Source organism: Streptomyces sp. NBC_01508, from assembly GCF_045040315.1.
Classification (GTDB): domain Bacteria; phylum Actinomycetota; class Actinomycetes; order Streptomycetales; family Streptomycetaceae; genus Streptomyces.
Genome location: NZ_CP109419.1, coordinates 3,635,326 through 3,661,045, shown reverse-complemented (window position 1 = coordinate 3,661,045; position 25,720 = coordinate 3,635,326). Strand labels below are relative to the sequence as shown.

Below are 25,720 nucleotides of genomic sequence, written 5' to 3'. Positions count from 1 at the left end.
CGCGCAGGGGGATGTCCTCCACGGCATGTGGGTGGCCGCCTCGCTGCTGGCGGCGGTGGTGTCCGTGGTCCTCGCGTGGTCGGGGTGGCGGCGCGAACGGGCCGCGCGTGGGCGGTTGGTGGCGCTGCTGGCCATGGAAGCCGCGCCTGTTCGGCGGCGCGAGCGACCGGCGTACGGGGCGTGGGCCAGGCGGTGGGGTCCGCCGCTGGGGGTCGGGTGCCTCGGCTGGGCCCTGGTCGGCGGGGTGCTCGGCCAGGTGGTGGGGCTCGCCTGCGCCTACGGCGTCTGGCGCCGGCTGCGTACCCGTAAACCGGACTCCACCGCGGCCACGGACGAGGCCGTGCGGCAACTGCCTCTCGCGGCGGATCTGTTGGCCGCCTGCGTCTCGGCCGGCGCGGGTCCGCGCGAGGCGGCGGAGGCCGTGGGCGAGTCGCTGGGCGGGCCGGTGGGCGACCGCCTGGTGAGTACGGCGGCGGCGCTGCGGCTCGGGGGTGAACCGGTCGAGACCTGGGGTCGGTTCGGCGAGATACCGGGCGCCTCGGACCTGGCCCGCTGTCTGGAGCGGGCCGGTTCCACGGGAGCGCCGGCGGCGGAGGCCGTCGCCCGGCTGGCCGACGGCCTCAGGGCGGAGCGGGCCCGGCAGGCCGCCGCGCGTGCGGGCCGGGCCCAGGCGCTGATCACCGCTCCGGTGGGGCTGTGCTTCCTGCCCGCCTTTCTGGCGGTGGGAGTGGCCCCGGTGGTGATCGGCCTGGCGGCCGGGCTGCTGCGGGGCAACTGAGCTGTTCTCAACTGTGCTGATCCAACGGGAGGTTGACATGAAGATGCCGATGGGGCTGGCGGGACGACAGACGTGGCGTGTGGTGGAGGAGGCGAGCAGGATGAGCCGGCTGTGCCGCAGCAGGGTCCGGGTCGGCGGCGGCCCGCGAATCCGTACCGGTCCCCGGATCCGTACCGGCCTGCGGACGGACTCCGGAAATGTGAGCGCCGAGTACGCGATGGTGACGCTCGCCGCGTGCGGCTTCGCCGCGGTGCTCTACAAGGTGGTCACGGGTGGGTCGGTCACCGGAGCCCTGGAGTCGGTCGTCGGGAACGCCCTCGATGCGAAGTTCTGAGTCCGGGACCTCCGATCGGGGGTCGGTGACGGCGGAGGCGGCCGTGGCGGTACCGGCGCTGGTGGTGTTCGTCGCGGCGCTGCTGTGGGCACTGATGGCCGCCGCCGCGCAGATCCAGTGTGTGGACGCCGCCCGGGCGGGGGCTCGCGCCGCCGCCCGGTCCGAGCCCCCGGCCGCCGCGGTGGAAGCCGCCCGCTCGGCCGCCCCGGAGGGTGCCGAGGTCACTCTGGGGCGGTCGGACGACCTGTGGCGGGTGCGGGTGGAGGCCCCGACCCCGGGGCCCTCCGGTATCGGGCTGACGCTCGCCGCGGAAGCGGTGGCACCGGCCGAGGACACGGCGGCGGCGGGCGTGGCGGGGTCTGCGGGGGAGGTGCCGTGAATCGGGACCGGGGGTCGGCGACGGTGTGGGCGGCCATCGCGACGACCGCGCTGTGTGCCGTGTTCGCGGTGGTCCTCGCCCTGGGCCAGGCGGTTGTGGCCAGGCACCGCGCGGGCTCGGCGGCGGACCTGGCGGCGCTGGCGGCGGCCGAGTACGCGCCCCGGGGAGCGGAGGCCGCCTGCGCGCGGGCGGCCGAGGTGGCCGGGGCGCAGGGCGCGGAGGTGGTGCGGTGCGCGACAGCCGGTGACATCGCCGACGTGACCGCGCGGGCGGCCTTCGGCCCGTACGCCCCGACGGTCAGATCCCGCGCGGGCCCACCGGACGCGCTGCCCGTGCCGGTGTCTGCGCCCGTGTCTGCGCCCGCGACGCGACCGGCGACGGCACCGGCAGCCGGCCGGCCGGCCTCCGGGGCCGGGCCACCGCCCGGCAGGCCGTAGTCCGGTGGCCGGGAGCGTCCACCGGGTCGCGGGACTCCCGGGCCGCGCCGGTCCTCAGTCGCCGGACGGGCTGAGCAGCCCGCCGGGCCGGACCTGGCCCGTGACCTCGGCTCCGGCCCTGGCCGCGCGTGGGCCGGGCAGGGGCGGAGCCTCCGGCGGCGGGGGCGCCGACTTGAGGAGTTCGCCCAGGAGCCGTACGGCCGCGCGCTTGTGCAGGGGCTCGTTGCCGTTGCCGCACTTCGGGGACTGGACGCACGACGGGCAGCCCGCCTCGCACTCGCACGAGGCGATCGCCTCACGGGTCGCGGTGAGCCATTCACGCGCGGTGTGGAAGGCGCGCTCCGCGAAGCCCGCGCCGCCGGGGTGGCCGTCGTACACGAAGACCGTCGGCAGCAGGGTGTCCGGGTGGAGCGGCACGGACACACCGCCGATGTCCCGGCGGTCGCAGGTCGCGAACAGCGGGAGCATCCCGATGGACGCGTGTTCGGCGGCGTGCAGGGCGCCGCCCAGCTGCTCGGGATTGACCCGGGCCGCGTCGAGTTGGTCCTCGGTGACCGTCCACCAGACGGCACGGGTGCGCAGTGTGCGGGGAGGCAGATCGAGCTTGCTCTCGCCCAGAACCTCGCCGGTGATGAGGCGGCGGCGGAGGAAGGAGACGACCTGGTTGGTGACCTCGACGGAGCCGTAACAGAGGTGCCCGCCGCCCCACGGGATCTCGGTGTCGGTTTCGAGGACGGAGATGGTGGTGGTGTCGCGTGCGGTGGTGGAGTACGGCGGGACGGCCTCCTCGACCAGCGCGACCGAGTCCGCCAGGTCCAGCCGCTTCACCAGGTAGGTGCGGCCCTGGTGCAGATGGACGGCGCCGTCGTGCACGGCGGTGTGGGAGGCCGCTTCGTCCACCGTGCCGAGGAGCCTGCCGGTACCCGCCTCGACGATCTGGACCGGTCGGCCGCCCTCGCCCCGGATGTCGGCGAGATCGGCGGCCCGCTCGCGGCGGGTCCAGTACCAGCCGGTGGTACGCCGCCGCAGCAGGCCAGCCGTGACGAGCTGCGGCAGCAGTTCGGGCACGGCGGGGCCGAAGAGTTCCAGATCGGCCTCGGTGAGCGGCAGTTCGGCGGCGGCGGCGCACAGATGGGGGGCGAGTACGTACGGGTTGTCCGGGTCGAGCACGGTGGACTCGACGGGCTGCTGGAACAGCGCCTCGGGGTGGTGGACGAGGAACGTGTCCAGCGGGTCGTCCCTGGCGACCAGGATGGCCAGCGCGCCCTGGCCGGCCCGTCCGGCGCGGCCCGCCTGCTGCCACAGGGACGCGCGGGTGCCCGGATAGCCGGCGATGACGACGGCGTCGAGGCCGGAGACGTCGATGCCCAACTCCAGGGCGGTGGTGGCGGCGAGGCCGAGAAGCTCGCCGGAGTGCAGGGCGCGCTCCAGGGCGCGGCGCTCCTCGGGGAGGTAGCCGCCCCGGTAGGCGGCGACGCGTTTCACGAGGGAGCGGTCGACCTCGGCGAGGCGTTCCTGGGCGATGACGGAGACAAGTTCGGCGCCGCGCCGGGACCGTACGAAAGCGACCGAGCGGACGCCCTGGAGGGTCAGGTCGGTGAGGATGTCGGCCGTTTCCGCCGTGGCGGTGCGACGGACCGGCGCGCCCTTCTCGCCGTGGAGTTCGGTGAGAGGGGGCTCCCAGAGGGCGAAGACGACCTCGCCTCGTGGCGAGGCGTCGTCGGCCACCTCGTGGACGGGCAGACCGGTGAGCCGGCCGGCGGCCGACGCGGGCTCCGCGGCGGTGGCCGAGGCGAGGAGGAAGACGGGATCGGAGCCGTACCTCGCGCAGACGCGGCGCAGCCGGCGCAGAACCTGCGCGACGTGGGAGCCGAATACGCCGCGGTAGGTGTGGCACTCGTCGATGACGACGTAGCGCAGGGATCGGAGGAAGGAGGACCAGCGGGGGTGGGCGGGGAGTATCCCGCGGTGCAGCATGTCGGGGTTGGTGAGTACGTAGTTGGCGTACTGGCGTACCCATTCACGCTCTTCGACGGGGGTGTCGCCGTCGTACACGGCCGGGCGCACGCTGTTGCCGAGCGGTGCGGCCAGCGCCTTCACGGCGCGGCGCTGGTCGGCGGCGAGCGCCTTCGTCGGGGAGAGGTACAGGGCGGTCGCGCCACGGCCGTTGGGCGCCTCGGAGCCGTCCAGCAGCGTGGTGAGCACCGGCGCGAGGTAGGCGAGCGACTTGCCGGACGCGGTGCCGGTGGCGATTACGACGGATTCGCCGTCCAGGGCGTGCTCGGCGGCGGCGGCCTGGTGCGCCCACGGGTGGTCGACCCCGGCCAGTTGAATGGCGTTGATCACTTCTGGCCGGATGCGATCGGGCCAGACTGCATGTCTGCCCGCACGCGGGGGCAGGTGCTCCGTATGGGTGATGCGCGCAGCCCGGCCCGCCCCTGCGGTGAGCCGGTCCAGGACCGTACCGGGGGAGGGGCGGGAGTCCCCGCTCTCGGGCGGCCTGCCAGGACCGTGATTCGTGGCCATCGGCACCGAGTGTGTCACTGGCGTGGCGGACAATGGTCCTAAGGCGTCGTGCACGGCTGCCGGTAAGTGATTGAATGCCATCGCGGCTGGCGATACGCCCCCTGGCTCCGTCGGGAGAGACCCGAGGGGCGACCGCTCGATTGCAAGGTGCTGGAGGATCCGTGGACCTGTCCCTGTCGACTCGCAATGTGTCCGGCCCTGGTGGCGACCGTACGGTCGTCGAGGTCGGTGGCGAGATTGATGTGTATACCGCGCCCAAGCTGCGCGAGCAGTTGGTCGAGTTGGTGAACGACGGCAGCTATCACCTGGTCGTCGACATGGAGGGTGTGGACTTCCTCGACTCGACCGGTCTGGGCGTGCTCGTGGGTGGACTCAAGCGCGTGCGTGCCCACGAGGGCTCGCTGCGTCTCGTCTGCAACCAGGAGCGCATTCTCAAGATCTTCCGGATCACTGGCCTGACCAAGGTGTTCCCCATTCACACCACGGTCGATGAGGCCGTCGCCGCCACCGACTGAGTCCGGCCGGAGGCTTTCGGAAGGAAGGGCAGGGGGCACCGGGCGTCATGCCCGGGGCCACCCGAGCCCCAGATTTCGCACGCTCGTACGTCTGAGGGGGATCGCATGGCCACCGTTGAACTCCGCTTCAGCGCCCAGCCCGAGCACGTCAGGACGGCCCGTCTGGTGGCGGCTGCCGTGGCGCGCCGGGCCGGTGTCGACGAAGCAGTGTTGGACGAGGTCAGGCTCGCCGTCGGTGAGGCGTGCAGCCGCGCGGTCGGTCTGCACCGCAGCCACGGCATCACCGCGCCCGTGCGGGTCGTGCTGACCGAGGAGGAGAAGATCTTCTCCATCGAGGTCGGTGACGAGGTGCCCGCCCCGGGCACCAAGGCCGCCGCAGAGAATGTGCCGGTCTCCCGCCGGGCCGTGCTCGCGGGCGATCTCTACGAGACGGACACGGGCGACGGCGAGGACGAGATGGGCCTCGCGGTCATCAGCGGCCTCGTGGACGACGTGGAAGTGACCTCCGACGAGAGCGGCGGCACCATCCGGATGAGCTGGCCGACCGCCTCGGCGGTCGCGCTCCCCTGAATACGCGTCTGCGTACGGCCCGCGGCGGCCGGTCGGCCCATGCGGGGCGGTCCGTCTCCGAAGTGGCCGTGAGAGTGTGATCCAATTTCTTTGAGGGCCCTGCTGAGCAGGGCCTTTTCTATTCCCCGGAGATAATGGATCACCAGTCAATGCGTTCATCCCATTACGCATTTCGGAGCGCTTTTCGGGGTCCGATCATTTGCGGGTCCACAAGTCAAGGTCAATTACACGCGGCGCACTCTGTTTTGATCAGCTCCCGCTCCCTACAATCCGTCCATCTTGAGCGCTGAGCGTCAAGGAGGACGAATGGCGGGGCACATCGATCCACAACTGTCCGAGCAACTGTCCGAGCACCCCACTTCTCTCGCTGCCGCGATACTCACGGACGGCAACAGACTGATCGTGATCGTCATCGCGGTCATCGCGCTGGCGGCGCTGCTCGTCGCCCAGCGGCTGGTCCGTCAGGTGCTGGCGGCCGACGAGGGCACCGATTCCATGAAGGAGATCGCGGCGGCCGTACAGGAAGGCGCGAATGCCTATCTGGCACGGCAGTTGCGCACCCTCGGCATTTTCGCCGTCGTGGTGTTCTTCCTGCTGTTGTTGCTTCCGGCCGACGGCTGGTCGGAACGCGCGGGACGTTCGTTGTTCTTCCTGGTGGGTGCGCTTTTCTCGGCGGCCACCGGATACTTCGGCATGCGTCTGGCCGTACGCAGTAATGTGCGCGTCGCCGCGGCGGCGAGAGAGGCAACCCCGGCGGAGGGCGAACCGGAAAAGGATCTGACAGCCGTCGCGCACAAGGCGATGAAGATCGCTTTCCGCACCGGTGGTGTGGTCGGCATGTTCACGGTGGGCCTCGGCCTGCTCGGCGCCTCCTGCGTGGTCCTCGTCTACGCGGAGGACGCACCGAAGGTGCTGGAGGGCTTCGGCCTCGGCGCCGCGTTGATCGCCATGTTCATGCGTGTCGGCGGTGGCATCTTCACCAAGGCCGCCGACGTCGGCGCCGACCTCGTCGGCAAGGTCGAGCAGGGCATCCCCGAGGACGACCCGCGCAACGCGGCGACCATCGCCGACAACGTGGGCGACAACGTCGGCGACTGCGCCGGTATGGCGGCCGACCTCTTCGAGTCGTACGCGGTGACGCTCGTCGCCGCGCTCATCCTCGGTACGGCGGCCTTCGGCAACTTCGGGCTCGGCTTCCCGCTGATCGTCCCCGCGATCGGTGTCGTCACGGCGATGATCGGCATCTTCGCCGTCGCGCCGCGGCCCTCCGACCGCAGCGGGATGACCGCGATCAACCGCGGCTTCTTCATCTCCGCGGTGATCTCGCTCGTCCTGGTGGCCGTGGCGGCGTACACCTACCTGCCGTCCACGTACGCGGAGTTGGACGGAGTGAGTGCCGAGGAGATCACCTCGCACCCCGGTGACCCGAGGACGTTCGCGCTGGTCGCCGTCGCCATCGGCATCGTGCTCGCGGCGCTCATCCAGCAGCTCACGGGCTATTTCACGGAGACCAACCGGCGCCCGGTGCGCGACATCGGCAAATCGGCGCTCACCGGGCCCGCCACGGTCGTCCTGGCCGGTGTGGCCATCGGTCTGGAGTCCGCGGTCTACACGGCGCTGCTGATCGCTCTCGGCGTGTACGGGGCGTTCCTGCTCGGCGGTACGTCGATCATGCTCGCGCTCTTCGCGGTGGCGCTGGCCGGCACCGGACTGCTCACCACCGTCGGCGTCATCGTCGCCATGGACACCTTCGGACCCGTCTCCGACAACGCCCAGGGCATCGCCGAGATGTCCGGGGACGTCCAGGGCGCGGGCGCGCAGGTGCTTACGGACCTCGACGCCGTCGGCAACACCACGAAGGCCATCACCAAGGGCATCGCCATCGCCACCGCCGTACTGGCGGCGGCGGCGCTCTTCGGCTCGTACCGCGACGCCATCGCCACGGCCGTGAAGGACGTGGGGGCGAGGGCCGACGAGATGGGCCTGAGCCTGGACATCTCCCAGCCCAACAACCTCGTCGGACTGATCCTCGGCGCCGCGGTCGTGTTCCTCTTCTCGGGGCTCGCGATCAACGCCGTGTCGCGGTCGGCGGGTTCGGTGGTCTACGAGGTGCGGCGGCAGTTCCGCGAGCACCCCGGGATCATGGACTACACGGAGAAGCCCGAGTACGGGCGCGTCGTCGACATCTGTACGAAGGACGCGTTGCGCGAGCTGGCCACGCCCGGTCTGCTCGCCGTACTCACCCCGATCGCCGTGGGCTTCTCCCTCGGTGTCGGCGCGCTCGGCTCGTTCCTGGCCGGCGCGATCGCCACCGGCACGCTGATGGCCGTCTTCCTCGCCAACTCCGGCGGGGCGTGGGACAACGCCAAGAAGCTGGTCGAGGACGGCCACCACGGCGGCAAGGGCAGCGACGCCCACGCCGCGACGATTATCGGCGACACCGTCGGTGACCCGTTCAAGGACACGGCGGGACCGGCGATCAACCCGCTGCTGAAGGTCATGAACCTGGTGGCGCTGCTCATCGCTCCGGCGGTGGTGCAGTTCAGTTACGGCAGCGACGCCAACGCCGGGGTGCGCGCGGTGGTGGCGGTGCTGGCGATCGCCGTGATCGTGGGGGCGGTGTACGTCTCCAAGCGGCGCTCGGTGACCGTGGACGACGGCGGCGAAGGGGGCGACGAAGGAGGCGGATCCGTCGGCGGTACGAGCGAGTCGCCGGATCCGGCGGTGGCTTCGTAGGCGTTGCGTAGCCGGACGGTGGCTGAACGTAGCCGTCCGGCGGTCATCCGGTGGCCGCCTTGTGGTGGCGTTCTGCGGCAAGTGGCGGGCGGGCGGCGCGTTCTGACGTGTCGTCCGTCTGTCGTTCGCCCGTCGTCCGGCTGTCCTCCGCCTCGTCTCCGCGCTGCGGAGGGTGGCGGCGTGAGGGTTCTCTCCCTTGGTGCAAATGGCTGCAATAGCCCATTGATCGGACACTCGGCGTGCGGTAGTCGCCCACTTGGCGTGTATGTTCCGGGGCCGAGAGCCTTGGAAGGGACCCAATCCGGTGAACAAGAAGCTCGCAGCCGCACTGTCCGGCGGTTCGGTACTGCTCATGACGCTGTCGGGATGCAGCGACGACAGCGGCAACAAGGTCAACGACTGGGCCAAGAAGGTCTGTGACCAGGTCCAGCCGCAGCTGACGAAGATCGCCGGCGCCAACACCTCGATCCAGCAGGCGACCTCGGACAGCAGCAAGCCCGCCGACGTCCAGAAGACCGACGCGGCAGCCTTCCAGTCCATCTCGGACGCCTACAAGGCGCTGGGCGCCGCCGTGAACGCGGCGGGCGCCCCGCCCGTCGACGACGGCGAGAAGACCCAGAAGGAGGCCGTCAGCGAGCTCAACGCCACCTCCAAGGCGTACGCAGACCTGAAGGCCGACGTGGACGACCTCGACATCAAGGACCAGGCGAAGTTCGCGGACGGCCTCAAGGGCGTCGCCGACGAACTCGACAAGCTCAGCACGAGCGGTGACGAGGCGCTCCAGAAGCTTCAGTCCGGGGACGTCGGCGCGGCGATGGCGAAGCAGCCCGGCTGCCAGCGGCCGGAGACGTCCGCACCCGCCGGCTCCGGATCGGACACGGCCTCGAAGGAGCCGTCCGCGGACACGTCCTCCTGAGTGAGCCCGCCGGCCTGACGCCACCTCTGTCCTGCCGACCGATCAGAAGAACGCCCCGTCGTACGTAAGGCCCGCGACACCGCTCTCGGACGCGTATCCCGCGGCCCGGCACCCCACCCGGGGAGCCGGGCCGCAGGCGTTTGTCGGTGGCAGCGGCCACAATGGACAAGTGAGTACGACCAGCCTTCCCGCGCCCGACCACTCGCCCCGGCTCCGCGACGCCCTGCTCGCCGCCGACTTCACCGTCGACGGCCTGCTGGACTTGCTCGGCGCGCCCGCGTACGCCGCGCTGGCCCGCAGTGAGACCGTGCCCGCCCTGCGGGCCACTCGCGGCGACACCCCGCTCGAAACGCTCGTCAGACTCTTCCTGCTCCAGCGACCGGTCCCGGCCGAGCGGGCCCGTGCCGTGCTCCCCCTGGGGGAGTGCCTGGCCGGCGGCTGGGTCGTGGAGGGAGCCGCCCCGGACAGCGGTACGGGCGGCGGCGAGGGTGGCCCGGGCAGTGACGCGGGCACTGATGCGGGCGGCGCGCACGTCAGCGCCACCGTGGACGTACGGCCGTACGGCGGCCCGGAAGGAGAGGACTGGTTCATCGTCTCCGACCTCGGCTGCGCGGTCGGCGGCGCCTCCGGGGCGAGCGGCCACGGCGAGGGCGTGGTGCTCGGCGTCGGCGGGGCGTCCACGACGCTCGCCGGACTCACGGTCCGTACGCCGGTCGCCAAGGCCCTCGACATCGGCACCGGGTCCGGCATCCAGGCGCTGCACGCGGCCCGGCACGCCACCGCTGTCACGGCGACCGACCTCAACCCGCGTGCGCTGGAGTGCGCCCGGCTGACCCTCGCCCTGTCCGGGGCGCCGGCCGCCGAGCTGCGCGCGGGGTCGCTGTTCGAGCCGGTCGACGGCGAGACGTACGACCTGATCGTGTCGAACCCGCCCTTCGTGATCTCGCCCGGCGCCCGGCTCACCTACCGCGACGGCGGCATGGGCGGCGACGACCTGTGCCGGACGCTCGTCCAGGAGACGGGCGACCGCCTCGCCGCCGGGGGGTACGCGCACTTCCTCGCCAACTGGCAGCACGTGGAGGGCGAGGAGTGGCAGGACCGGCTGCGGTCCTGGGTGCCGCGCGGCTGCGACGCCTGGATCGTGCAGCGCGAGGTGCAGGACGTGACGCAGTACGCGGAGCTGTGGCTGCGCGACAGCGGCGACCACCGGGCGGACCCGGAGGCGTACGCGGCGCGGTACGACGCGTGGCTGGACGAGTTCGAGGCGCGGAAGACCAAGGCCGTCGGCTTCGGCTGGATCACCCTCAGGAAGTCGGGGTCCGAGGGGTCCGAGGGGTCCCACCACCCTTCGGTGGTCGTGGAGGAGTGGCCGCACCCCGTCGAGCAGCCGCTCGGCGACACCGTACGGGCCCACTTCGAGCGGCAGGACTATCTCCGCACACACGACGACGCCGCCCTGCTCACCGCTCATTTCGCGCTGGCCCCCGAGGTCGTCCAGGAACAGGTCGGGCTGCCCGGCGCGGAGGACCCCGAGCATGTGGTGCTCCGTCAGAACCGCGGCATGCGGCGGGCGACGAAGGTGGACACGGTCGCCGCGGGCTTCGCCGGGGTCTGCGACGGCACGCTGAGCGCCGGGCGGATCCTGGACGCGATCGCCCAACTCATGGGCGAGGACCCGGTGCTGCTGCGCGACCGCACGCCGCAGGCGATCCGGCTGCTGGTGGGGGAGGGCTTCCTGGTGCCGGTGGCCGGTTCGTGACCGGTCGCCGGACGGGCGGGTTCCGGTCCGTCCGGGGTCGATCACGGGCCGTGGCGCCGGCTGATCCCCGGGCGGACCGTTGCGGCGTGCGCCGGGGCGGGGGCCGCGTACCGGCACCCGGCGGACGCCGCGCGAGTGAACCCCCGCGCCGTTCACGCGGAATTCGCGCCAATGACGTACCGAGGTGCCAGCCTCTGCCTCCGGAGCCTCTCGGCGCCGGGAATCGAACGGGGTACGGGCATGGAGAGCGGGCCGGCGATCTTCGCGGGAGCGGCGTTCGCGCTGTTCGGAGCCGCACTGCTGGTGTGGACCGGGGCGCGCGTGCTGCACCGCGCGCCCGTGGCGCACGGTGTCAGCCCCGGGACGTCCGTCGCGCTCGCGGCCTCGGCGGGCGCGGCGTTCGTGGCCCTCGGCCTCTGGTGCTTCGGCCGGATCTGATCCCTGGCCCCTCCGGCACGGCCGATGCCCCTTCGGTGACCGGCGCGCCCGACGAGTCGTACGGTGCCGGAACGCGCCGGGATCCCGCCCGGGGTATGCCCGCCGCCGACCCCCGGGACCTGCGGTGAAGCCCTTCCCGCGGTCCGCCGCCGACCGGGTCCGTACGGCGCCCCGGCGCCGCCCCGCGCGACGGCCGTAGTGGGTCCGGGCGGCGGAAACGTCCGGACTCGGGTTACCGTTCGAGTGGCCGTTGCGGTCTTCCGCCCGTTTGACACGGGGGCGGGTTGTACCGTCACACTCCGCAGCGAAGCAGCGTCATAGCGGGTCATGTCATGCCCCGCGGTGCCGTACTGCCGTACCGCGGTAAGGCTGTACGGGCCACCGAGTGCCGACCGGAGAGAAGAGCGAAGTTGTCCCCGACCAGCGAGACCGGACACGCCGGCCGCCGACTCGTCATCGTCGAGTCGCCTGCCAAGGCGAAGACAATCAAGGGCTACCTCGGCCCGGGATATGTCGTCGAGGCGAGCGTCGGGCACATCCGCGACCTCCCGAACGGCGCCGCCGAGGTGCCCGAGAAGTACACCGGCGAGGTGCGCCGTCTCGGCGTGGACGTCGAACACGACTTCCAGCCGATCTACGTCGTCAACGCCGACAAGAAGGCCCAGGTCAGAAAGCTCAAGGAGCTGCTGGCCGAGTCCGACGAACTCTTCCTCGCCACCGATGAGGACCGCGAGGGCGAAGCCATCGCGTGGCATCTCCAGGAAGTCCTCAAGCCCAAGGTCCCGGTCCACCGGATGGTCTTCCACGAGATCACCAAGGAAGCGATCAGGGCCGCCGTCGCCAATCCCCGCCAGCTGAACAAACTGATGGTGGACGCGCAGGAGACCCGCCGGATCCTCGACCGGCTGTACGGCTACGAGGTCTCGCCGGTCCTGTGGAAGAAGGTCATGCGCGGCCTGTCCGCCGGCCGCGTGCAGTCCGTCGCCACCCGCCTCGTCGTCGAGCGCGAGCGCGAGCGCATCGCCTTCCGCTCCGCCGAGTACTGGGACCTGACGGGGACCTTCGGCACCGGCCGTACCGGCGACGCCTCCGACCCCTCCGTACTGAACGCCCGGCTGTCGGCTGTCGACGGCCGCAGGGTCGCCCAGGGCCGCGACTTCGGCTCGGACGGACAGCTCAAGTCCGACCAGGTGCTGCATCTGGACGAGGCGAACGCGCACGCGCTGGCCGCCGCCCTCCGGGACGCGTCGTTCGCCGTCCGCTCGGTCGAGTCGAAGCCGTACCGCCGCTCCCCGTACGCCCCCTTCCGTACGACGACGCTTCAGCAGGAGGCCTCGCGCAAGCTGGGCTTCGGGGCCAAGTCGACGATGCAGGTCGCGCAGAAGCTGTACGAGAACGGCTTCATCACCTATATGCGTACCGACTCCACGACGCTGTCGGCCACCGCCGTCTCGGCGGCGCGGGCGCAGGTCACGCAGCTGTACGGGGCGAGCTACCTGCCCGACAAGCCGCGTACGTACGCCGGCAAGGTCAAGAACGCGCAGGAGGCGCACGAGGCGATCCGTCCCTCCGGCGACCGCTTCCGTACGCCCGCCGAGACCGGTCTGACCGGCGACCAGTTCCGGCTCTACGAGCTGATCTGGAAGCGGACCGTCGCTTCCCAGATGAAGGACGCGGTCGGCAACAGCGTCACCGTCAAGATCGCGGGCACGTCGAGCGACGGCCGGGACGCCGAGTTCTCCGCGTCCGGCAAGACGATCACCTTCCACGGCTTCATGAAGGCCTATGTAGAAGGCGCCGACGACCCGAACGCGGAGCTGGACGACCGCGAGCGCCGGCTGCCGCAGGTCGCCGAGGGCGACGCGCTGACCGCCGAAGGGATCACCGTCGACGGCCACGCCACCAAGCCGCCGGCCCGCTACACCGAAGCGTCGCTGGTCAAGGAGTTGGAAGAGCGCGAGATCGGCCGTCCATCGACGTACGCGTCGATCATCGGCACGATCCTCGACCGCGGCTACGTCTTCAAGAAGGGCACGGCGCTCGTCCCGTCGTTCCTCTCCTTCGCCGTGGTGAACCTGCTGGAGACGCACTTCGGCCGGCTCGTCGACTACGACTTCACCGCGCGGATGGAGGACGACCTCGACCGCATCGCGCGGGGCGAGGCGCAGTCCGTGCCGTGGCTCAAGCGGTTCTACTTCGGCACCGGTGACGGTACGGACGGCGCGGGGGACGCCGCGACCGCCGCCGCTGCCGCGGGCAACGGCGACGGGGACCACCTCGGCGGGCTCAAGGAGCTGGTCACGGACCTCGGCGCGATCGACGCCCGCGAGATCTCGTCCTTCCCGATCGGCGACGGCATCATGCTGCGCGTCGGCCGCTACGGCCCCTACGTCGAGCGCGGCGAGAAGGACGCGGAGGGCCACCAGCGGGCCGACGTGCCCGAGGATCTGGCGCCCGACGAGCTGACGGTCGAGTACGCGGAGGAGCTGCTGGCCAAGCCGAGCGGCGACTTCGAACTCGGGGTCGACCCGCAGAGCGGGCATCAGATCGTGGCGAGGGACGGCCGTTACGGCCCGTACGTGACGGAGGTGCTGCCCGACGGCACCCCGAAGACCGGCAAGAACGCCGTCAAGCCGCGGACCGCCTCGCTGTTCAAGTCGATGTCGCTGGACACGGTGACGCTGGCGGACGCGCTGAAGCTGATGTCGCTGCCGCGCGTGGTCGGCACGGACGCCGAGGGCGTCGAGATCACCGCGCAGAACGGCCGCTACGGCCCGTATCTGAGGAAGGGCACCGACTCGCGGTCGCTGACCGCCGAGGACCAGCTCTTCGACATCACGCTGGACGAGGCGCTGGCGATCTACGCCCAGCCCAAGCAGCGGGGCCGGGCGGCGGCGAAGCCTCCTTTGAAGGAGCTGGGGACGGACCCGGTGAGCGGCAGCCCGGTCGTCGTGAAGGACGGCCGCTTCGGGGCGTACGTCACGGACGGCGAGACCAACGCGACGCTGCGGACGGACGACAGCGTCGAGGAGATCACGCCGGAGCGCGGTTACGAACTGCTCGCCGAGAAGCGCGCCAAGGGACCCGCCAAGAAGAAGACGGCGAAGAAGGCACCAGCGAAGAAGGCCCCGGCGAAGAAGACGGCCGCCAAGAAGGCTCCTGCCAAGAAGGCGACCGCGGCGAAGAAGACCGCGGCCAAGACGACGACGGCCGCCAAGAAGACCGCGGCGAAGAAGTCGAGTGCGTCGTCCGGGACGAAGAACGACGAGTAGGACGAGAGTGGGCTGTGCGCGCCTCCGTACGGAGGCGCGGGTGTCGTACGACCGCCGCGCGGAGACTCCACGGAGACCCGTGCGGCGGTCGTATGTTCGGGCGGGCCTCCGAGGACCCGCGGGCTCCGGATAGGCTGGGCGGATGACGCGAGCCGAGCAGCCAACGGTCGTGAGCCCCACCTCCGACTCCGACGCACTTGCCGCAGACTCACGAGAGCGTGCCGTACGAGCCTTGTTGCGCTTCCCCCCGCTACGGCGGTTGTGGGGCGCACAGCTCGTGGGCGGCATCGGCGATGCACTCGCCCTGCTCGTGCTTCTGCTGCTGTCGTTGCAGGCGGCGGTCGCCGAGGGCTCGTTCGGGACGGGATACCGGGGGGTGGCGCTCGCCGTCGCCGCGGTGTTCGGTGCCCGGATCCTTGCCACCGTGCTCTTCGGAGCCGTACTCCTCGGACCGCTCTCCGCCCTCACCGCACCGGGGTCAGGCGCGACGGCCGGCGCCGATGCCGGCACCGGTGCGGGCGCCAAGGGCGGCCCGCTGGACCGTCGCTGGACGATGATCGGGGCCGACGGCGTACGCCTCGCGCTGCTCATCGTCGCGCCGCTCTGGCTCGACTGGAGCCCCGACAACGCACTGCCCATCCTTCTTAGTACGGTCTTCGTCGCCGGCGTCGCCGAGCGCTTCTGGACGGTGGCCAAGGAGAGCGCGGCGCCCGCCCTGCTCCCTGCCCCGCCGCCGGAGGGCGACGCCGTACGCCCGGTGCCCGACCACCTCGACGCGCTGCGCCGGCTCTCGCTGCGCACCGGCTTCGTCGCGATCCCCCTGGCCGCCGCCGTCCTGCTCGTCGTCACGCTGATCGGCAACCTGCTGGGCACGGGCATCGAATGGTTCTCGCTGCACCAGGCGGCCCTCGGCAGTTACGTCGCGGCCGGTCTGTTCGCCGCGTCCGTGTCGACCCTGTTCATGCTGGAGCTGCCCGGCGGCCGCACCCCGCGCCCGCGCTCGCCGCTCGAAGGGCTGCGCCGCCCGACGACCGGAACCGGCCCCGACAAGGGCCGTACGGGCGCCGTGCCGCTGCTTGTCGTCGCCTGTGCGACCGTCGCCGCGGCCATCGCGTCCGCCGCCGCCGTCTCCGTACTGCACGCGAAGGATCTGGGCGGCGGCCCCGTCGCCTTCGCCCTCCTGATCCTCGCGCTGACGGGCGGCGTGGGCGTCGGCATCCGCGGCGCCGCGAAGGTGCTGCCCGGATTCTCCCGCCGTCGGCTGCTCGCGCTGGCGATCGCCGTCACCGGGGTCGCGCTGCTCGTCATGGGACTCGTCCCGGACACGGCGACCGTGCTGTTCTTCGCTGTGCTCGCCGGTGTGTCCGCCGGTGTCGCGGCGAAGACCGGCCACGAGCTGATCGATCAGGAGACCGAGGAGTTCCGGCGCGGCCGGCACACCGACCATCTCCAGGCTGTCGTCAGGGTCTACGTGGCGCTCGGCGCCGTGGTGGCGCCCGTCCTGGCCGCCGCGATCGGACCGCGCCGACTGGCCTCCGGAGACTTCGTCTTCGCGCACGGCGGCGCGGCCTTCACACTGATGCTGGTCGGCGCGCTGCTGCTGCCGGTGGCCGCCGTCGTACTCGCCAAGACCGACGACCGGGCCGGCGTACCGCTGCGGCGCGACCTGCGTGACGCGCTGCGCGGCGGGGCCGACCCGGCGCAGGCTCAGGCGGCGAACGGTTTCTTCCTCGCCCTGGAGGGCGGCGACGGCGCCGGGAAGTCGACCCAGGTCGAGGCGCTGGCGGAGTGGATCCGCGCCAAGGGCCACGAGGTCGTCGTGACCCGCGAGCCGGGCGCGACGCCGGTCGGCAAGCGGCTCCGCTCGATCCTGCTGGACGTGTCGAGCGCCGGTCTGTCCAACCGCGCGGAGGCGTTGCTGTACGCCGCCGACCGCGCGGAGCACGTCGACTCGGTCGTACGCCCCGCCCTGGAGCGCGGCGCGATCGTCATCTCGGACCGCTACATCGACTCCTCCGTCGCCTACCAGGGCGCCGGGCGAGATCTGGCGCCGACCGAGATCGCCCGAATCTCGCGCTGGGCCACGGACGGTCTCGTACCGCACCTGACGGTGCTGCTCGACGTCCCGCCCGAGGCGGCGCGCGAGCGCTTCACGGAGGCGCCGGACCGGCTGGAGTCCGAGCCCGCCGAATTCCATCAGCGGGTACGGGACGGCTTCCTCACGCTCGCCGCCGCCGACCCGGGCCGCTACCTGGTCGTGGACGGGGCGCAGGAGCCCGAGGCCGTCACCACCGTCGTACGGCACCGGCTCGACCAGATGCTGCCGCTCTCCGCCGCCGAGGTGCAGGCCCAGGAGGACGCGCGGAAGGCCGCCGCCGAGGAGGCGCGGCGCCGGGCCGAGGAAGAGGCGGCGCGCAAGGCCGAGGAGGAGCGACAGGAGCGCGAGCGGCAGGCACAGCTCGCCAAGCTCCGGGCCGAGGAGGAGGAGCGCAAGCGCCGCGAGCTGGAGGAGGCGCGGCAGCGCGAGGCCGACCGGCAGGCGATGGAGGCGAGGGCGCGGGCCGAGGAGGCGCGCAGGCTCGCCGAGGAGGAGCGCGTACGGCGCGAGGCCGAGGAGGAGACGCGGCGCGTGGAGCAGGCGCGGCTGCGGCGGCTCGCCGAGGAGGAGAGCCGGCTCAGGGCCGAGGCGGAGGAGCGTCGGCGCGAGAAGCAGCGCAGGGCCGAGGAGGCGCTGCTGCGGGCCGAGGAGGCGCGGCGGCTGGCGGAGGCCTCAGCTGCGGCTGCCGCGGCCGAGGCGGCGGCGGCCGAGACGTCCGCGAGGGCCGAACACGCGGAGTCGGACAGCGAGTTGACGGTCCCGACGCCGATGGTGAAGGACCCGTCGGCGGGTGCCGCCGGGGGGAAGCGGGTGGTCGCCCCGGACGACGCGACGCAGGAGGTGCCGACGCAGTCGGGCGCCGGCTCGACCGCCGGCTCGGGTGCCGGCTCGGGTGCGGACAACGACGAGACGCGGGTGATCCCGCAGGTTCCGGACCCGGCGGACTTGGCGGACCGGGCAGACGCGGCGGATCGCGCGGATCGGGGAGACCCGGCGGACCGCGCGGCCGACGAGACGGCCGTACTGCCTCCGGTACGGGACGTTCCCGAGGCGCGGCCGGCGGACCGGGCGGCCGACGAGACCGCCGTACTGCCGCCCGTACGGGACGCGGACCCGGCCGACCGGGTGCCGCCCGGCTACTTCCGGGACGACGCACAGGGATCGGCGCCCGCCTCGCCCGCCGAGCCGGGCGCGGGCGACGACCGGACGCGCGAGCTGCCGCAGGTCGATCCGGACCGGTCGGCACGGCGGCGTTCGGACTGGGCGGAGGAGACTCCGCTGGACGATCTTCCGACGCTCGCCGACGAACTGCTCGGTCCGCACGACGAGGACGACGAGACCGGTGGGACGCGCGGCGGTCGCGGTCGCTGAGAGCCGGGGCAGGGGCGAGTGGGATCGGAATGTCGGCCTCCGCCCAGGTGGGACGGGATTGTCAGACCCTGCCCCCACAATGGATCCCGGAAGTCGGCATCCGGTCCCGATCCCGGTCCGGATGCCGAAGCGCGCAACTCGGAGGTGGTGACGGCGCATGACCGTATGGGACGACCTGGTCGGGCAGGACCGCGTCGCCGAGACGCTCACCGCGGCGGCCCGTGACGCGGATGCCCGGGTCACGGCCGAGTCCTCGGGCACCGCACCGCCCGAGGCGACGAAGATGACGCACGCGTGGCTGTTCACCGGCCCGCCGGGCTCCGGCCGTTCCACCGCGGCCAGGGCCTTCGCCGCCGCCCTCCAGTGCACCAGCCCGGACCGCGCGCTGGGCGGCACACCCGGCTGCGGGTTCTGCGACGGCTGCCACACGAGCCTGATCGGTACGCACGCCGACGTCGACGTGATCCGCACCGACCTGCTCTCCATCGGCGTCAAGGACACGCGGGAGCTGGTCCGCCGCGCCCAGCTCTCCCCGGCCGTCGGCCGGTGGCAGGTCATCGTCCTCGAAGACGCCGACCGTCTCACCGAGGGCGCGGGCAACGTCCTGCTGAAGGCCGTCGAGGAGCCCGCGCCCCGCACTGTCTGGCTGCTCTGCGCCCCCTCCTTGGAAGACGTCCTGCCCACCATCCGCTCCCGCTGCCGCCATCTCACGCTCCGTACGCCACCGGTGGACGCCGTCGCGGACGTCCTCATGAGGCGCGACGGCATCGAGCCGGAGGCCGCCGCCGCGGCGGCGCGCGCCACCCAGGGGCACATCGGCCGCGCCCGCCGTCTCGCCACGGACGAACGGGCCCGCGCCCGCCGGTCCACCGTCCTCAAGGTCCCGCTGCGCGTCGAGGACATCGGCGGCTGCCTCCGGGCCGCCCAGGAACTCATCGACGCGGCGGGGGAGGACTCCAAACAGGTCGCCGAGGACGTGGACGTCAAGGAGACCGAGGACATGAAGGCAGCCCTCGGCGCCGCGCCGGGCGGCCGGATGCCGCGCGGTACGGCGGGCGTCATGAAGGACCTGGCGGACCGGCAGAAGCGCCGCTCCACGCGTACACAGCGGGACAGCCTCGATCTGGCCCTCACCGATCTGACGGGCTTCTACCGGGACGTGCTGGCGATCCAGTTCGGCTCGCGGATCGGGCTCGCCAACGAGGACGTACGGGACGCGCTCGACCGGATCGCGAGAGCGTCGACGCCGGAGGCCACGCTGCGCCGGATAGAGGCGATCGTGGCCTGCCGTCGGGCGCTCGACCGCAATGTGGCGCCACTGCTGGCGGTCGAGGCGATGACGGTGTCGCTGCGGGCCGGCTGAGCAGGCTCTGTCGGCCCGCGGGGGAGTCACCCGTACGGACACAGAAAAGGGACAGTCACCGCGCGACGGCTAGGCTCCTCGAATGGACTTCAGGCGCCTCCTCCGTCTCTCCGCCACCGGGCTCGCCGCAGCCGGCCTGCTCGTCTCCGGCTGCACCTCCGGTGGTGCGTCGTCGGGCGGGGCGTCGCCGGAGTCCGGGGCGCCGACCGAGCTGAAGAGCTTCTACGGGCAGAAGCTCGACTGGCGTGACTGTGGTGTTCCCGGCTTCCAGTGCGCCACGATGAAGGCGCCGCTCGACTACGCCGAGCCGGACGGCACCGAGATCAAACTCGCCGTCGCCCGCAAGAAGGCCACCGGCCCCGGCAAGCGCCTCGGCTCCCTCCAGGTCAACCCCGGCGGCCCCGGCGGCTCGGCCATCGACTACCTCCAGGGGTACGCGGGCATCGGCTACCCGGACCAGATTCGCGCCCAGTACGACATGGTCGCGGTCGACCCGCGCGGCGTCTCCCGCAGCGAGCCCGTCGAATGCTTCACCGGCAAGGAGATGGACGCCTACACCCAGGTCGACCAGACCCCCGACGACCAAGCCGAGAAGAACCTCCTGGCGGCCTCCTACAAGAAGCTCGCCGAGGGCTGCGAGAAGCGCTCGGCCGAGGTGCTCCCGCACGTCTCCACCGTCGAGGCCGCCCGCGACATGGACATCTTCCGGGCCGTCCTGGGCGACAAGAAGCTGTCGTACGTCGGGGCGTCGTACGGCACATTCCTCGGCGCCACGTACGCCGAACTCTTCCCCACCCGCGTCGGCCGCCTCGTCCTCGACGGCGCGATGGACCCCTCCCTGCCGGCCGACGAACTGAACCGCGACCAGACGGCCGGCTTCGAGACCGCCTTCAACGCGTTCGCGGCGGACTGCGTCAAGCAGCCGGACTGCCCTCTGGGCACCGCGTCGGCGGGTGACGCGGGCCATCGCATGAAGTCCTTCCTCAACACCCTCGACGCCGAGCCGATCCCGACCGGTGAACAGCGCGAACTCGGCGAGTCCCTGGCCACGACGGCTGTGATCAACGCCATGTACGACGAGTCCGCCTGGCCCGGCCTCCGCGACTCCCTCACCGGCGCGATGGACGGCGACGGCTCCGGGCTCCTCGCCCTGGCCGACAGCTACTACGAACGCGAAGGCGACGGCTCCTACACCAACCTCATGTACGCCAACGCGGCCGTCAACTGCCTTGACCTACCGGCCGCCTTCACCGAACCGGCCGACGTCGAAGCGGCGGTGCCCTCCTTCCAGCAGGCCTCCCCGATCTTCGGCACCGGCCTCGCCTGGGCCTCCCTGAGCTGCGCCTACTGGCCCACCAAGGCAACCGGCACCCCCCACCGCATCGAGGCGAAGGGCGCACCCCCGATCCTCGTGGTCGGCACCACCCGCGACCCGGCAACCCCGTACAAGTGGGCCCGGTCCCTCGCCGACCAGCTCTCCTCCGGCGTCCTGCTCACCTACGACGGCGACGGCCACACGGCGTACGGCCGCGGCAGCGACTGCGTCGACACGGCGATCAACACCTACCTCCTCGAAGGCACCCCACCCAAGAACGGCAAGAAGTGCTGACCACGCCCCCTCCCCGCCCACGGGCTTGGTGCGGGGCACCCCTGAGAACCCTGTAGACTTGGCGCCGCTGCTGATGCGAACCTGACCGTGCGCGGACAGACAACTCCGCAGCTTGCCGCCTTAGCTCAGTTGGCCAGAGCAACGCACTCGTAATGCGTAGGTCTCGGGTTCGAATCCCGAAGGCGGCTCCGCTTAAGCCCCAGAACTCACTCGCCGTGATCTGGGGCTTTTGCTTTTACCGGATGTGTCGGCGCTGTCGTGTGCGGTGCTCCGGCTGGCGGTGGTCTCATTTGTGCGGCACTGGGGGCGAGGGTGGTCCGGGAGTGCTGCGTCGGCTGAAAGGCGCGCGAGCCAGAGCCGGCGGGATCAGGTGTCCGAGTCTCGCCGGGTTGCCCGGGTTTCGTGTGGATCTGCTTCTTATGTCGTCACCGGTGGTGCGCCACCGGGGGAGGGCTGCCGTCCCGGCTCCTCCGTCCCCGCCAAGGACAGGGCGATGTGGAACTGCTGCTCGGCCGCGGCCTGGTGGCCCGCTGCCGAGTAGGTATGTGCGAGCCGGTGGCGGACCTCCATCTCCAGGGGCCTGCTGGTGTGCTCGGTGAGCGTGGTCAGGGCTTCTTGTTGATGGGTGATGGCCAACGGCAGGTCTCCGTGGCCGTGTTCCGCGGCGCCGAGCAGGGACAGGCTCGACGCGCGCAGTTGCAGGTCGCCGACCTCCTGGGCCAGGTCCGCCGCGCGTCTCGCCAGGCTTTTGACCTCCGTGTGGCGGCCGAGTGTCAGGTGGGTCTCGGCGATGAAGCACAGGGTTTTGCTGATCATTCTGGGGCGGCCGATCTTCTCGGCGAAGGCGAGGGAGGTGGTGTAGTACGTGAGTGCCTCCTCGTGCCGTCCCCGCTGGTGGTGGAGGGCGCCGAGGTTGCAGCTCGACATCCCGGCCAGCCAGTCGTCGTCGAGCCGGGCCGCCAGTTCCATGGCCTCGCTCAGGTGGGCGACCGCCTCCGGGACGCGGCCCAGAGCACGCTCCGCGGCGCCCAACCCGGCAATCGCGCGGGCCTGTTCGCGCGAGTCGCCCTGGTGGCGGGCGAGGCGCAGCGCGTCGACGCCCCAGGCGTGGGCCTGCTGGAAGCGCCCCTGGTAGAGGTCCGCGATGGCCATGCGGTTGCGCAGGGCGGAGGGCATCCGCCGGTCGTCGGCCACGTCCGCGCTGGGCAGTGCGAGCTCCAGGGCGGAGCGGCACTCGTGGTAGCGGCCCTGCCGGACCAGCGGGTCGACCAGGGATTCGGCGATCCAGCAGGCCTGGTCGTGCTGCCCGGCTGCGGCCGCGTAGGCGATCACGTCGAGCAGTTGGCCGCCCGCGGAGTCCAGCCACGCGTCGGCGTCCCGCCAGTTCGAGAAGGGGGAGTGGGAGACGTCAGGGCCGGTCGGGAAGCCCTCCGGGCCCCAGTCGCTGGTGATGCGGCCGGCGGCGGTGTAGAGGTGCAGTACGGCGGCGCGGGCCGCGGCGGTCTCCTCGGGTACGGCGGCGGCCAGGCGGCGCGTGTGGTCGCGTACGAGATCGTGCAGCCGGTAGCGGCTGGGCCGCGGCTGCTGCAGCAGGCTCGCGTCGACCAGGCGCTCCAGGAGGTCCTCGGTGTCCTGGCGCGAGCGGCCCAGCATGACGGCGGGCGTGAGCCCGTCGAACTCGGCGGTGGGGGACTGACCCAACGCCCGGAAGCAGCGCCGGAGTTCGGGGGTGAGCTGGTCGTAGGACATCCGGAAGGCGGCTTCCACGCTGCGGTCCTCGGCCCGGAGCTCGCCCAGGCGGCGTTCGTCGTCCGACAGCCGGCCGACCAGGTGGGCCAGTGTCCAGGACGGACGGTTCTGCAGCCGGGCCCCGGTGATCCGCAGTGCCAGCGGCAGGCCGCCGCAGCGCCGTGCGAGTTCCCGCGCGGCCTCCGGTTCCTGTCCGGCGCGCGTCCCGCCCAGCAGACGTGTGAGCAGCGTGACAGCCTCGCCCGTGTCCAGCGGCTCTACGGTGACCCGCCGGTCGGCGTCGAGGCCGGGCAGCCGCTGGCGCCCGGCCACCAGTACGCGGCTGCCCGGGCCCGCGGGCAGCAACGGGCGCACCTGTTTCGCGCTGCGGGCGTCGTCCACGACCAGCAGCAGTTTCAGGGAGCTGGTGGCCGCGCGCCAGGCGGTGACCAACTCGTCCAGTTCGTCGGGCAGTTCGCCGTCGGCGCCGAGGACGGCACGGAGCAGCTGGTGCAGTGCGCGCTGCGGGCGCAGGCTCTCGTGGGCGACGCTGTGCGCGTGCAGGTCCACGAACAGGCAGCCGTCCGGGTACTGGTCGTGCAGCGTCCAGGCGGCGCGGACCACCAGCGCGGTCTTGCCGACGCCCGCCGTGCCGTCGACGGCGGACACGGCGACGGAGCCGGCGGGCACGGGGGCGGTGAGCAGGGCGAGTTCTGTCTCCCGGCCGACGAGCCATGATGTGTCGCCGGGGAGTTCGTTGCGGCGAGGTCGTGGCGGGGACGGGGGACGCTCGGGTGCCGACGACGGTGCGGGTGCGGCTGTGGGTGCGGCTGTGGGTGGCGGAGCCGGTGTTCGTGCTGTGGCGGATCCGGCGGTGCGGGGCTTCGGCGTCCGGCCGAGCAGCATCAGGTCGTCCCGGCGCAGTACGCCTTGGTGTACCTGGCGCAGTTCCTCGCCGGGTTCCACGCCCAGCTCGTCGCGGAGCCGGTCCCGGGTCTCCTGGTAGGCGGCGAGTGCCTCGGCCTGCCGGCCGTCGCCGTACAGCGCGCGCATGCGCAGGGCGGCGAGCGGTTCGTCGTGCGGCAGCGCCGTTGGCGCGGCCAGGAGCTCGTCCAGAGCGTCCGTGTACCGGCCCAGGAGAACCAGGCACTCCGCCCGCTCATGGCGCAGGGTGCGCCGCTGCTGGGCGAGGCGCTGCCGCTCGGCGTCGGCGAACGGCCCGGGCAGGCCGGCTAACGGCTCCCCGTGGAACAGGTTCAGTGCCCGCGTACAGCCGTCGATGGCGGTGGTGAGGTTGCCCGCGGCCTTCGCCCTGCGGGCAGTGGCGGCCTGTCCGGCCAACTCGCCGATGTCCGAGCGGGTTTGGCCGGGTACGAAGCGGTAGCCACCGCGCTCGCCGCGGATCATGGATGCGGCGGGGCGGGCGCCGGGCGCGTCCAGTGTCTTGCGCAGGGGGTAGATGTAGCTGGGCAGGACCCGGCGGCCCGTGCCCGGCGGTTCAAGTCCCCATACGTCGTCCAGCAGTTGCTGGTGGGAGACGAGCGTTCCGGCGCGCAGGGCCAGCGCGACCAGCACCGCCTGACGTCGTACGGGTCCCAGATCGAGGGCCGTCTCGCCGCGGTGGGCGCGGATCGGACCGAGCAGGTCGAGGCGCAGCCGGTCCGCCGTATCCTCCGTACCTGTCGTACCCGCCGTACCCGACGTACCCGGTTTCTCTGTCGCGACCGTCGTGCCGGTCGCCTCCGCCCGATCCCATGCGTCCACGCCTGAACCGACTGTGTTCCCTGTGTCCGTGCCCACGCCGAAGTTCCCCATGGTCCCTGTAGTACCCCGTTTCCCGGCTGCGACAGAGTCCGCTGTTTCAACAGAATTTCATCGGATCTGCATTGTCTCGCGAGAAGATCCGGCACGTGGTGTCGGGTCTCGGCCGATTGTTGCTCCGGCCTGGCCCCATGGGACGGATTTCTGTCGGTTCCCGAGGCTGTAGGCCGTACGAAAGCGAGCTGCTCCATGAGTGAGGCCCCACAGGTGGACCCCCGGCTGGCCTTCGGCAAGAACCGTCCCACTCAGCCGCTCGGGCGGGGCGCGCCGGCTTGGGGACCCACGGCGCGGGGCCGCCCCGGCCAGCCGCCGCCCTCCGTCCCGCCGCAGCCGCCGGGTGGCCCTTCGGCCTGGTCGCAGCCGGTTCCGGCGGGCGGTCCGGGCAACCAGGGCCCGCGCGGCGGCCGTTCGCGCGTCTGGCTGATCGGGGGCGCCGCGGCGCTCGCCGTGGCCGTGATCGTCGGCGTGGTCGTCGCCATGTCAGGGGGCGACGACAAGGGCACCGCGTCGGGCAGACCCTCCGGCGCACCGGGAGGTGCCGCCGAGCCAAAGGTGCCGTCGGGCAAGGCGTTCACCGAGGTGCCCAAGGGGTGCGAGTTGATCAAGGCGTCCACCATCGAGAAGATCGCGCCCGGAGGCGAGTGCACGCCCGGCTTGATGGACGACAAGGACCTGGCCTCGATGATCACCAGGATGCCGAGGTGGGAGCCCCCCGGCTACGACGCTGACTATCAGAGCCTGAGTGTGACCCTAACCGTCTCCCCGAGCGCCAAGAGCGGTTACGACACCCGCAAGAAGACCGCTCTCAGTGACTTGGGGGATCTGCGCACGGTGCTGGACTCCCGGTCGGTCGGCGGGCTCGGCGAGGAAGCCTTCGTGGTCTACTCCGTCGGCACGGACGGGTCGCCGGCCCAGGCCGAGGTGATCGTCAATGAGGGCAACGCCACGCTCACCGCGGATCTCACCTACAGCCGGGATTCCTCCGACCGAACCCAGAAGCAGGCCGAGGACGACGCCATCACCGCCGCCCGTGATGTGCTGGCCTCGCTGAGCTGACGACCGAGGCAACG

Annotated in this window: 17 protein-coding genes and 1 tRNA gene; 16 read left to right on the top strand and 2 right to left on the bottom strand. The window is 72.1% G+C overall.

Annotated elements, in window-relative coordinates:
- The first annotated feature begins 25 nt into the window (after positions 1-25).
- Genes OG700_RS16705 through OG700_RS16690 form a run of 4 tightly spaced genes read left to right on the top strand, consistent with a single transcriptional unit; the run spans position 26 to position 1,928 of the window.
- Complete coding sequence (locus tag OG700_RS16705; protein WP_405621760.1) at positions 26-778, top strand: type II secretion system F family protein; 753 nt, start codon at positions 26-28, stop codon at positions 776-778.
- A 37-nt stretch (positions 779-815) separates the two neighbouring features.
- A complete protein-coding gene (locus OG700_RS16700) occupies positions 816-1,112 on the top strand; it encodes a DUF4244 domain-containing protein (protein WP_405614289.1) in 297 nt (98 codons plus the stop codon).
- On the top strand, positions 1,099-1,491 hold the full coding sequence (locus tag OG700_RS16695) for a TadE family type IV pilus minor pilin (RefSeq protein ID WP_405614287.1): 393 nt from the start codon (positions 1,099-1,101) through the stop codon (positions 1,489-1,491). The genes OG700_RS16700 and OG700_RS16695 overlap by 14 nt, the downstream gene beginning before the upstream one ends.
- Positions 1,488-1,928: an Rv3654c family TadE-like protein gene (locus tag OG700_RS16690; RefSeq protein WP_405614285.1), complete on the top strand. Its 441-nt coding sequence runs from the start codon at positions 1,488-1,490 to the stop codon at positions 1,926-1,928. Before OG700_RS16695 ends, OG700_RS16690 begins: the two co-directional genes overlap by 4 nt.
- A 54-nt stretch (positions 1,929-1,982) precedes the next feature.
- On the opposite strand, the gene OG700_RS16685 is transcribed toward OG700_RS16690, so the two are convergent.
- Positions 1,983-4,535: a DEAD/DEAH box helicase gene (locus tag OG700_RS16685; RefSeq protein WP_405614283.1), complete on the bottom strand. Its 2,553-nt coding sequence runs from the start codon at positions 4,533-4,535 to the stop codon at positions 1,983-1,985.
- 80 nt (positions 4,536-4,615) lie between these two features.
- On the opposite strand from OG700_RS16685, the gene OG700_RS16680 reads away from it, so the two are divergent.
- The 11 genes from OG700_RS16680 (at position 4,616) to OG700_RS16630 (ending at position 21,289) form a co-directional block, all read left to right on the top strand.
- Positions 4,616-4,969: an STAS domain-containing protein gene (locus OG700_RS16680; protein WP_003967428.1), complete on the top strand. Its 354-nt coding sequence runs from the start codon at positions 4,616-4,618 to the stop codon at positions 4,967-4,969.
- A gap of 105 nt (positions 4,970-5,074) precedes the next feature.
- Complete coding sequence (locus OG700_RS16675; RefSeq protein WP_405614281.1) at positions 5,075-5,539, top strand: ATP-binding protein; 465 nt, start codon at positions 5,075-5,077, stop codon at positions 5,537-5,539.
- A gap of 306 nt (positions 5,540-5,845) precedes the next feature.
- Positions 5,846-8,275 carry a sodium-translocating pyrophosphatase gene (locus tag OG700_RS16670; protein WP_405614279.1) on the top strand — a complete coding sequence of 810 codons (2,430 nt, stop codon included), beginning with the start codon at positions 5,846-5,848 and terminating at the stop codon, positions 8,273-8,275.
- Between the two features lie 304 nt (positions 8,276-8,579).
- Positions 8,580-9,191: a small secreted protein gene (locus OG700_RS16665; protein WP_405614277.1), complete on the top strand. Its 612-nt coding sequence runs from the start codon at positions 8,580-8,582 to the stop codon at positions 9,189-9,191.
- A 169-nt stretch (positions 9,192-9,360) separates the two neighbouring features.
- The gene (locus OG700_RS16660) at positions 9,361-10,950 is read left to right on the top strand and encodes a methyltransferase (RefSeq protein ID WP_405614275.1); all 1,590 of its coding nucleotides are present in this window, start codon (positions 9,361-9,363) and stop codon (positions 10,948-10,950) included.
- 240 nt (positions 10,951-11,190) lie between these two features.
- The gene (locus tag OG700_RS16655) at positions 11,191-11,388 is read left to right on the top strand and encodes a hypothetical protein (protein ID WP_405614273.1); all 198 of its coding nucleotides are present in this window, start codon (positions 11,191-11,193) and stop codon (positions 11,386-11,388) included.
- Between the two features lie 410 nt (positions 11,389-11,798).
- Positions 11,799-14,660 carry a type I DNA topoisomerase gene (gene topA, locus OG700_RS16650; protein WP_405614271.1) on the top strand — a complete coding sequence of 954 codons (2,862 nt, stop codon included), beginning with the start codon at positions 11,799-11,801 and terminating at the stop codon, positions 14,658-14,660.
- A gap of 142 nt (positions 14,661-14,802) precedes the next feature.
- Positions 14,803-18,129 (top strand): dTMP kinase, encoded by a 3,327-nt coding sequence (gene tmk / locus OG700_RS16645; RefSeq protein ID WP_405614269.1) that lies wholly within the window; start codon positions 14,803-14,805, stop codon positions 18,127-18,129.
- Between the two features lie 157 nt (positions 18,130-18,286).
- Positions 18,287-19,492, top strand: a complete 1,206-nt coding sequence (locus tag OG700_RS16640; protein ID WP_405614267.1) for a DNA polymerase III subunit delta' — start codon at positions 18,287-18,289, stop codon at positions 19,490-19,492.
- 82 nt (positions 19,493-19,574) lie between these two features.
- The gene (locus tag OG700_RS16635) at positions 19,575-21,101 is read left to right on the top strand and encodes an alpha/beta hydrolase (protein ID WP_405614265.1); all 1,527 of its coding nucleotides are present in this window, start codon (positions 19,575-19,577) and stop codon (positions 21,099-21,101) included.
- A 114-nt stretch (positions 21,102-21,215) separates the two neighbouring features.
- Positions 21,216-21,289 (top strand) — tRNA-Thr (locus OG700_RS16630).
- A gap of 229 nt (positions 21,290-21,518) precedes the next feature.
- Here OG700_RS16630 and OG700_RS16625 read toward each other — a convergent pair.
- Positions 21,519-24,593 (bottom strand): AfsR/SARP family transcriptional regulator, encoded by a 3,075-nt coding sequence (locus OG700_RS16625; RefSeq protein WP_405614263.1) that lies wholly within the window; start codon positions 24,591-24,593, stop codon positions 21,519-21,521.
- A gap of 246 nt (positions 24,594-24,839) precedes the next feature.
- On the opposite strand from OG700_RS16625, the gene OG700_RS16620 reads away from it, so the two are divergent.
- Positions 24,840-25,706 carry a hypothetical protein gene (locus OG700_RS16620; protein ID WP_405614261.1) on the top strand — a complete coding sequence of 289 codons (867 nt, stop codon included), beginning with the start codon at positions 24,840-24,842 and terminating at the stop codon, positions 25,704-25,706.
- The last annotated feature ends 14 nt before the right edge of the window (positions 25,707-25,720 follow it).

Coding starts and splice junctions, on each gene's coding strand:
- OG700_RS16695 (WP_405614287.1), top strand. CDS start 1,099: ATGCGAAGTTCTGAGTCCGGGACCTCCGATCGGGGGTCGGTGACGGCG.
- OG700_RS16635 (WP_405614265.1), top strand. CDS start 19,575: ATGGACTTCAGGCGCCTCCTCCGTCTCTCCGCCACCGGGCTCGCCGCA.
- tmk (WP_405614269.1), top strand. CDS start 14,803: ATGACGCGAGCCGAGCAGCCAACGGTCGTGAGCCCCACCTCCGACTCC.
- OG700_RS16705 (WP_405621760.1), top strand. CDS start 26: ATGTGGGTGGCCGCCTCGCTGCTGGCGGCGGTGGTGTCCGTGGTCCTC.
- OG700_RS16670 (WP_405614279.1), top strand. CDS start 5,846: ATGGCGGGGCACATCGATCCACAACTGTCCGAGCAACTGTCCGAGCAC.
- OG700_RS16700 (WP_405614289.1), top strand. CDS start 816: ATGAAGATGCCGATGGGGCTGGCGGGACGACAGACGTGGCGTGTGGTG.
- OG700_RS16655 (WP_405614273.1), top strand. CDS start 11,191: ATGGAGAGCGGGCCGGCGATCTTCGCGGGAGCGGCGTTCGCGCTGTTC.
- OG700_RS16685 (WP_405614283.1), bottom strand. CDS start 4,535: ATGGCATTCAATCACTTACCGGCAGCCGTGCACGACGCCTTAGGACCA.
- OG700_RS16675 (WP_405614281.1), top strand. CDS start 5,075: ATGGCCACCGTTGAACTCCGCTTCAGCGCCCAGCCCGAGCACGTCAGG.
- OG700_RS16620 (WP_405614261.1), top strand. CDS start 24,840: ATGAGTGAGGCCCCACAGGTGGACCCCCGGCTGGCCTTCGGCAAGAAC.
- OG700_RS16640 (WP_405614267.1), top strand. CDS start 18,287: ATGACCGTATGGGACGACCTGGTCGGGCAGGACCGCGTCGCCGAGACG.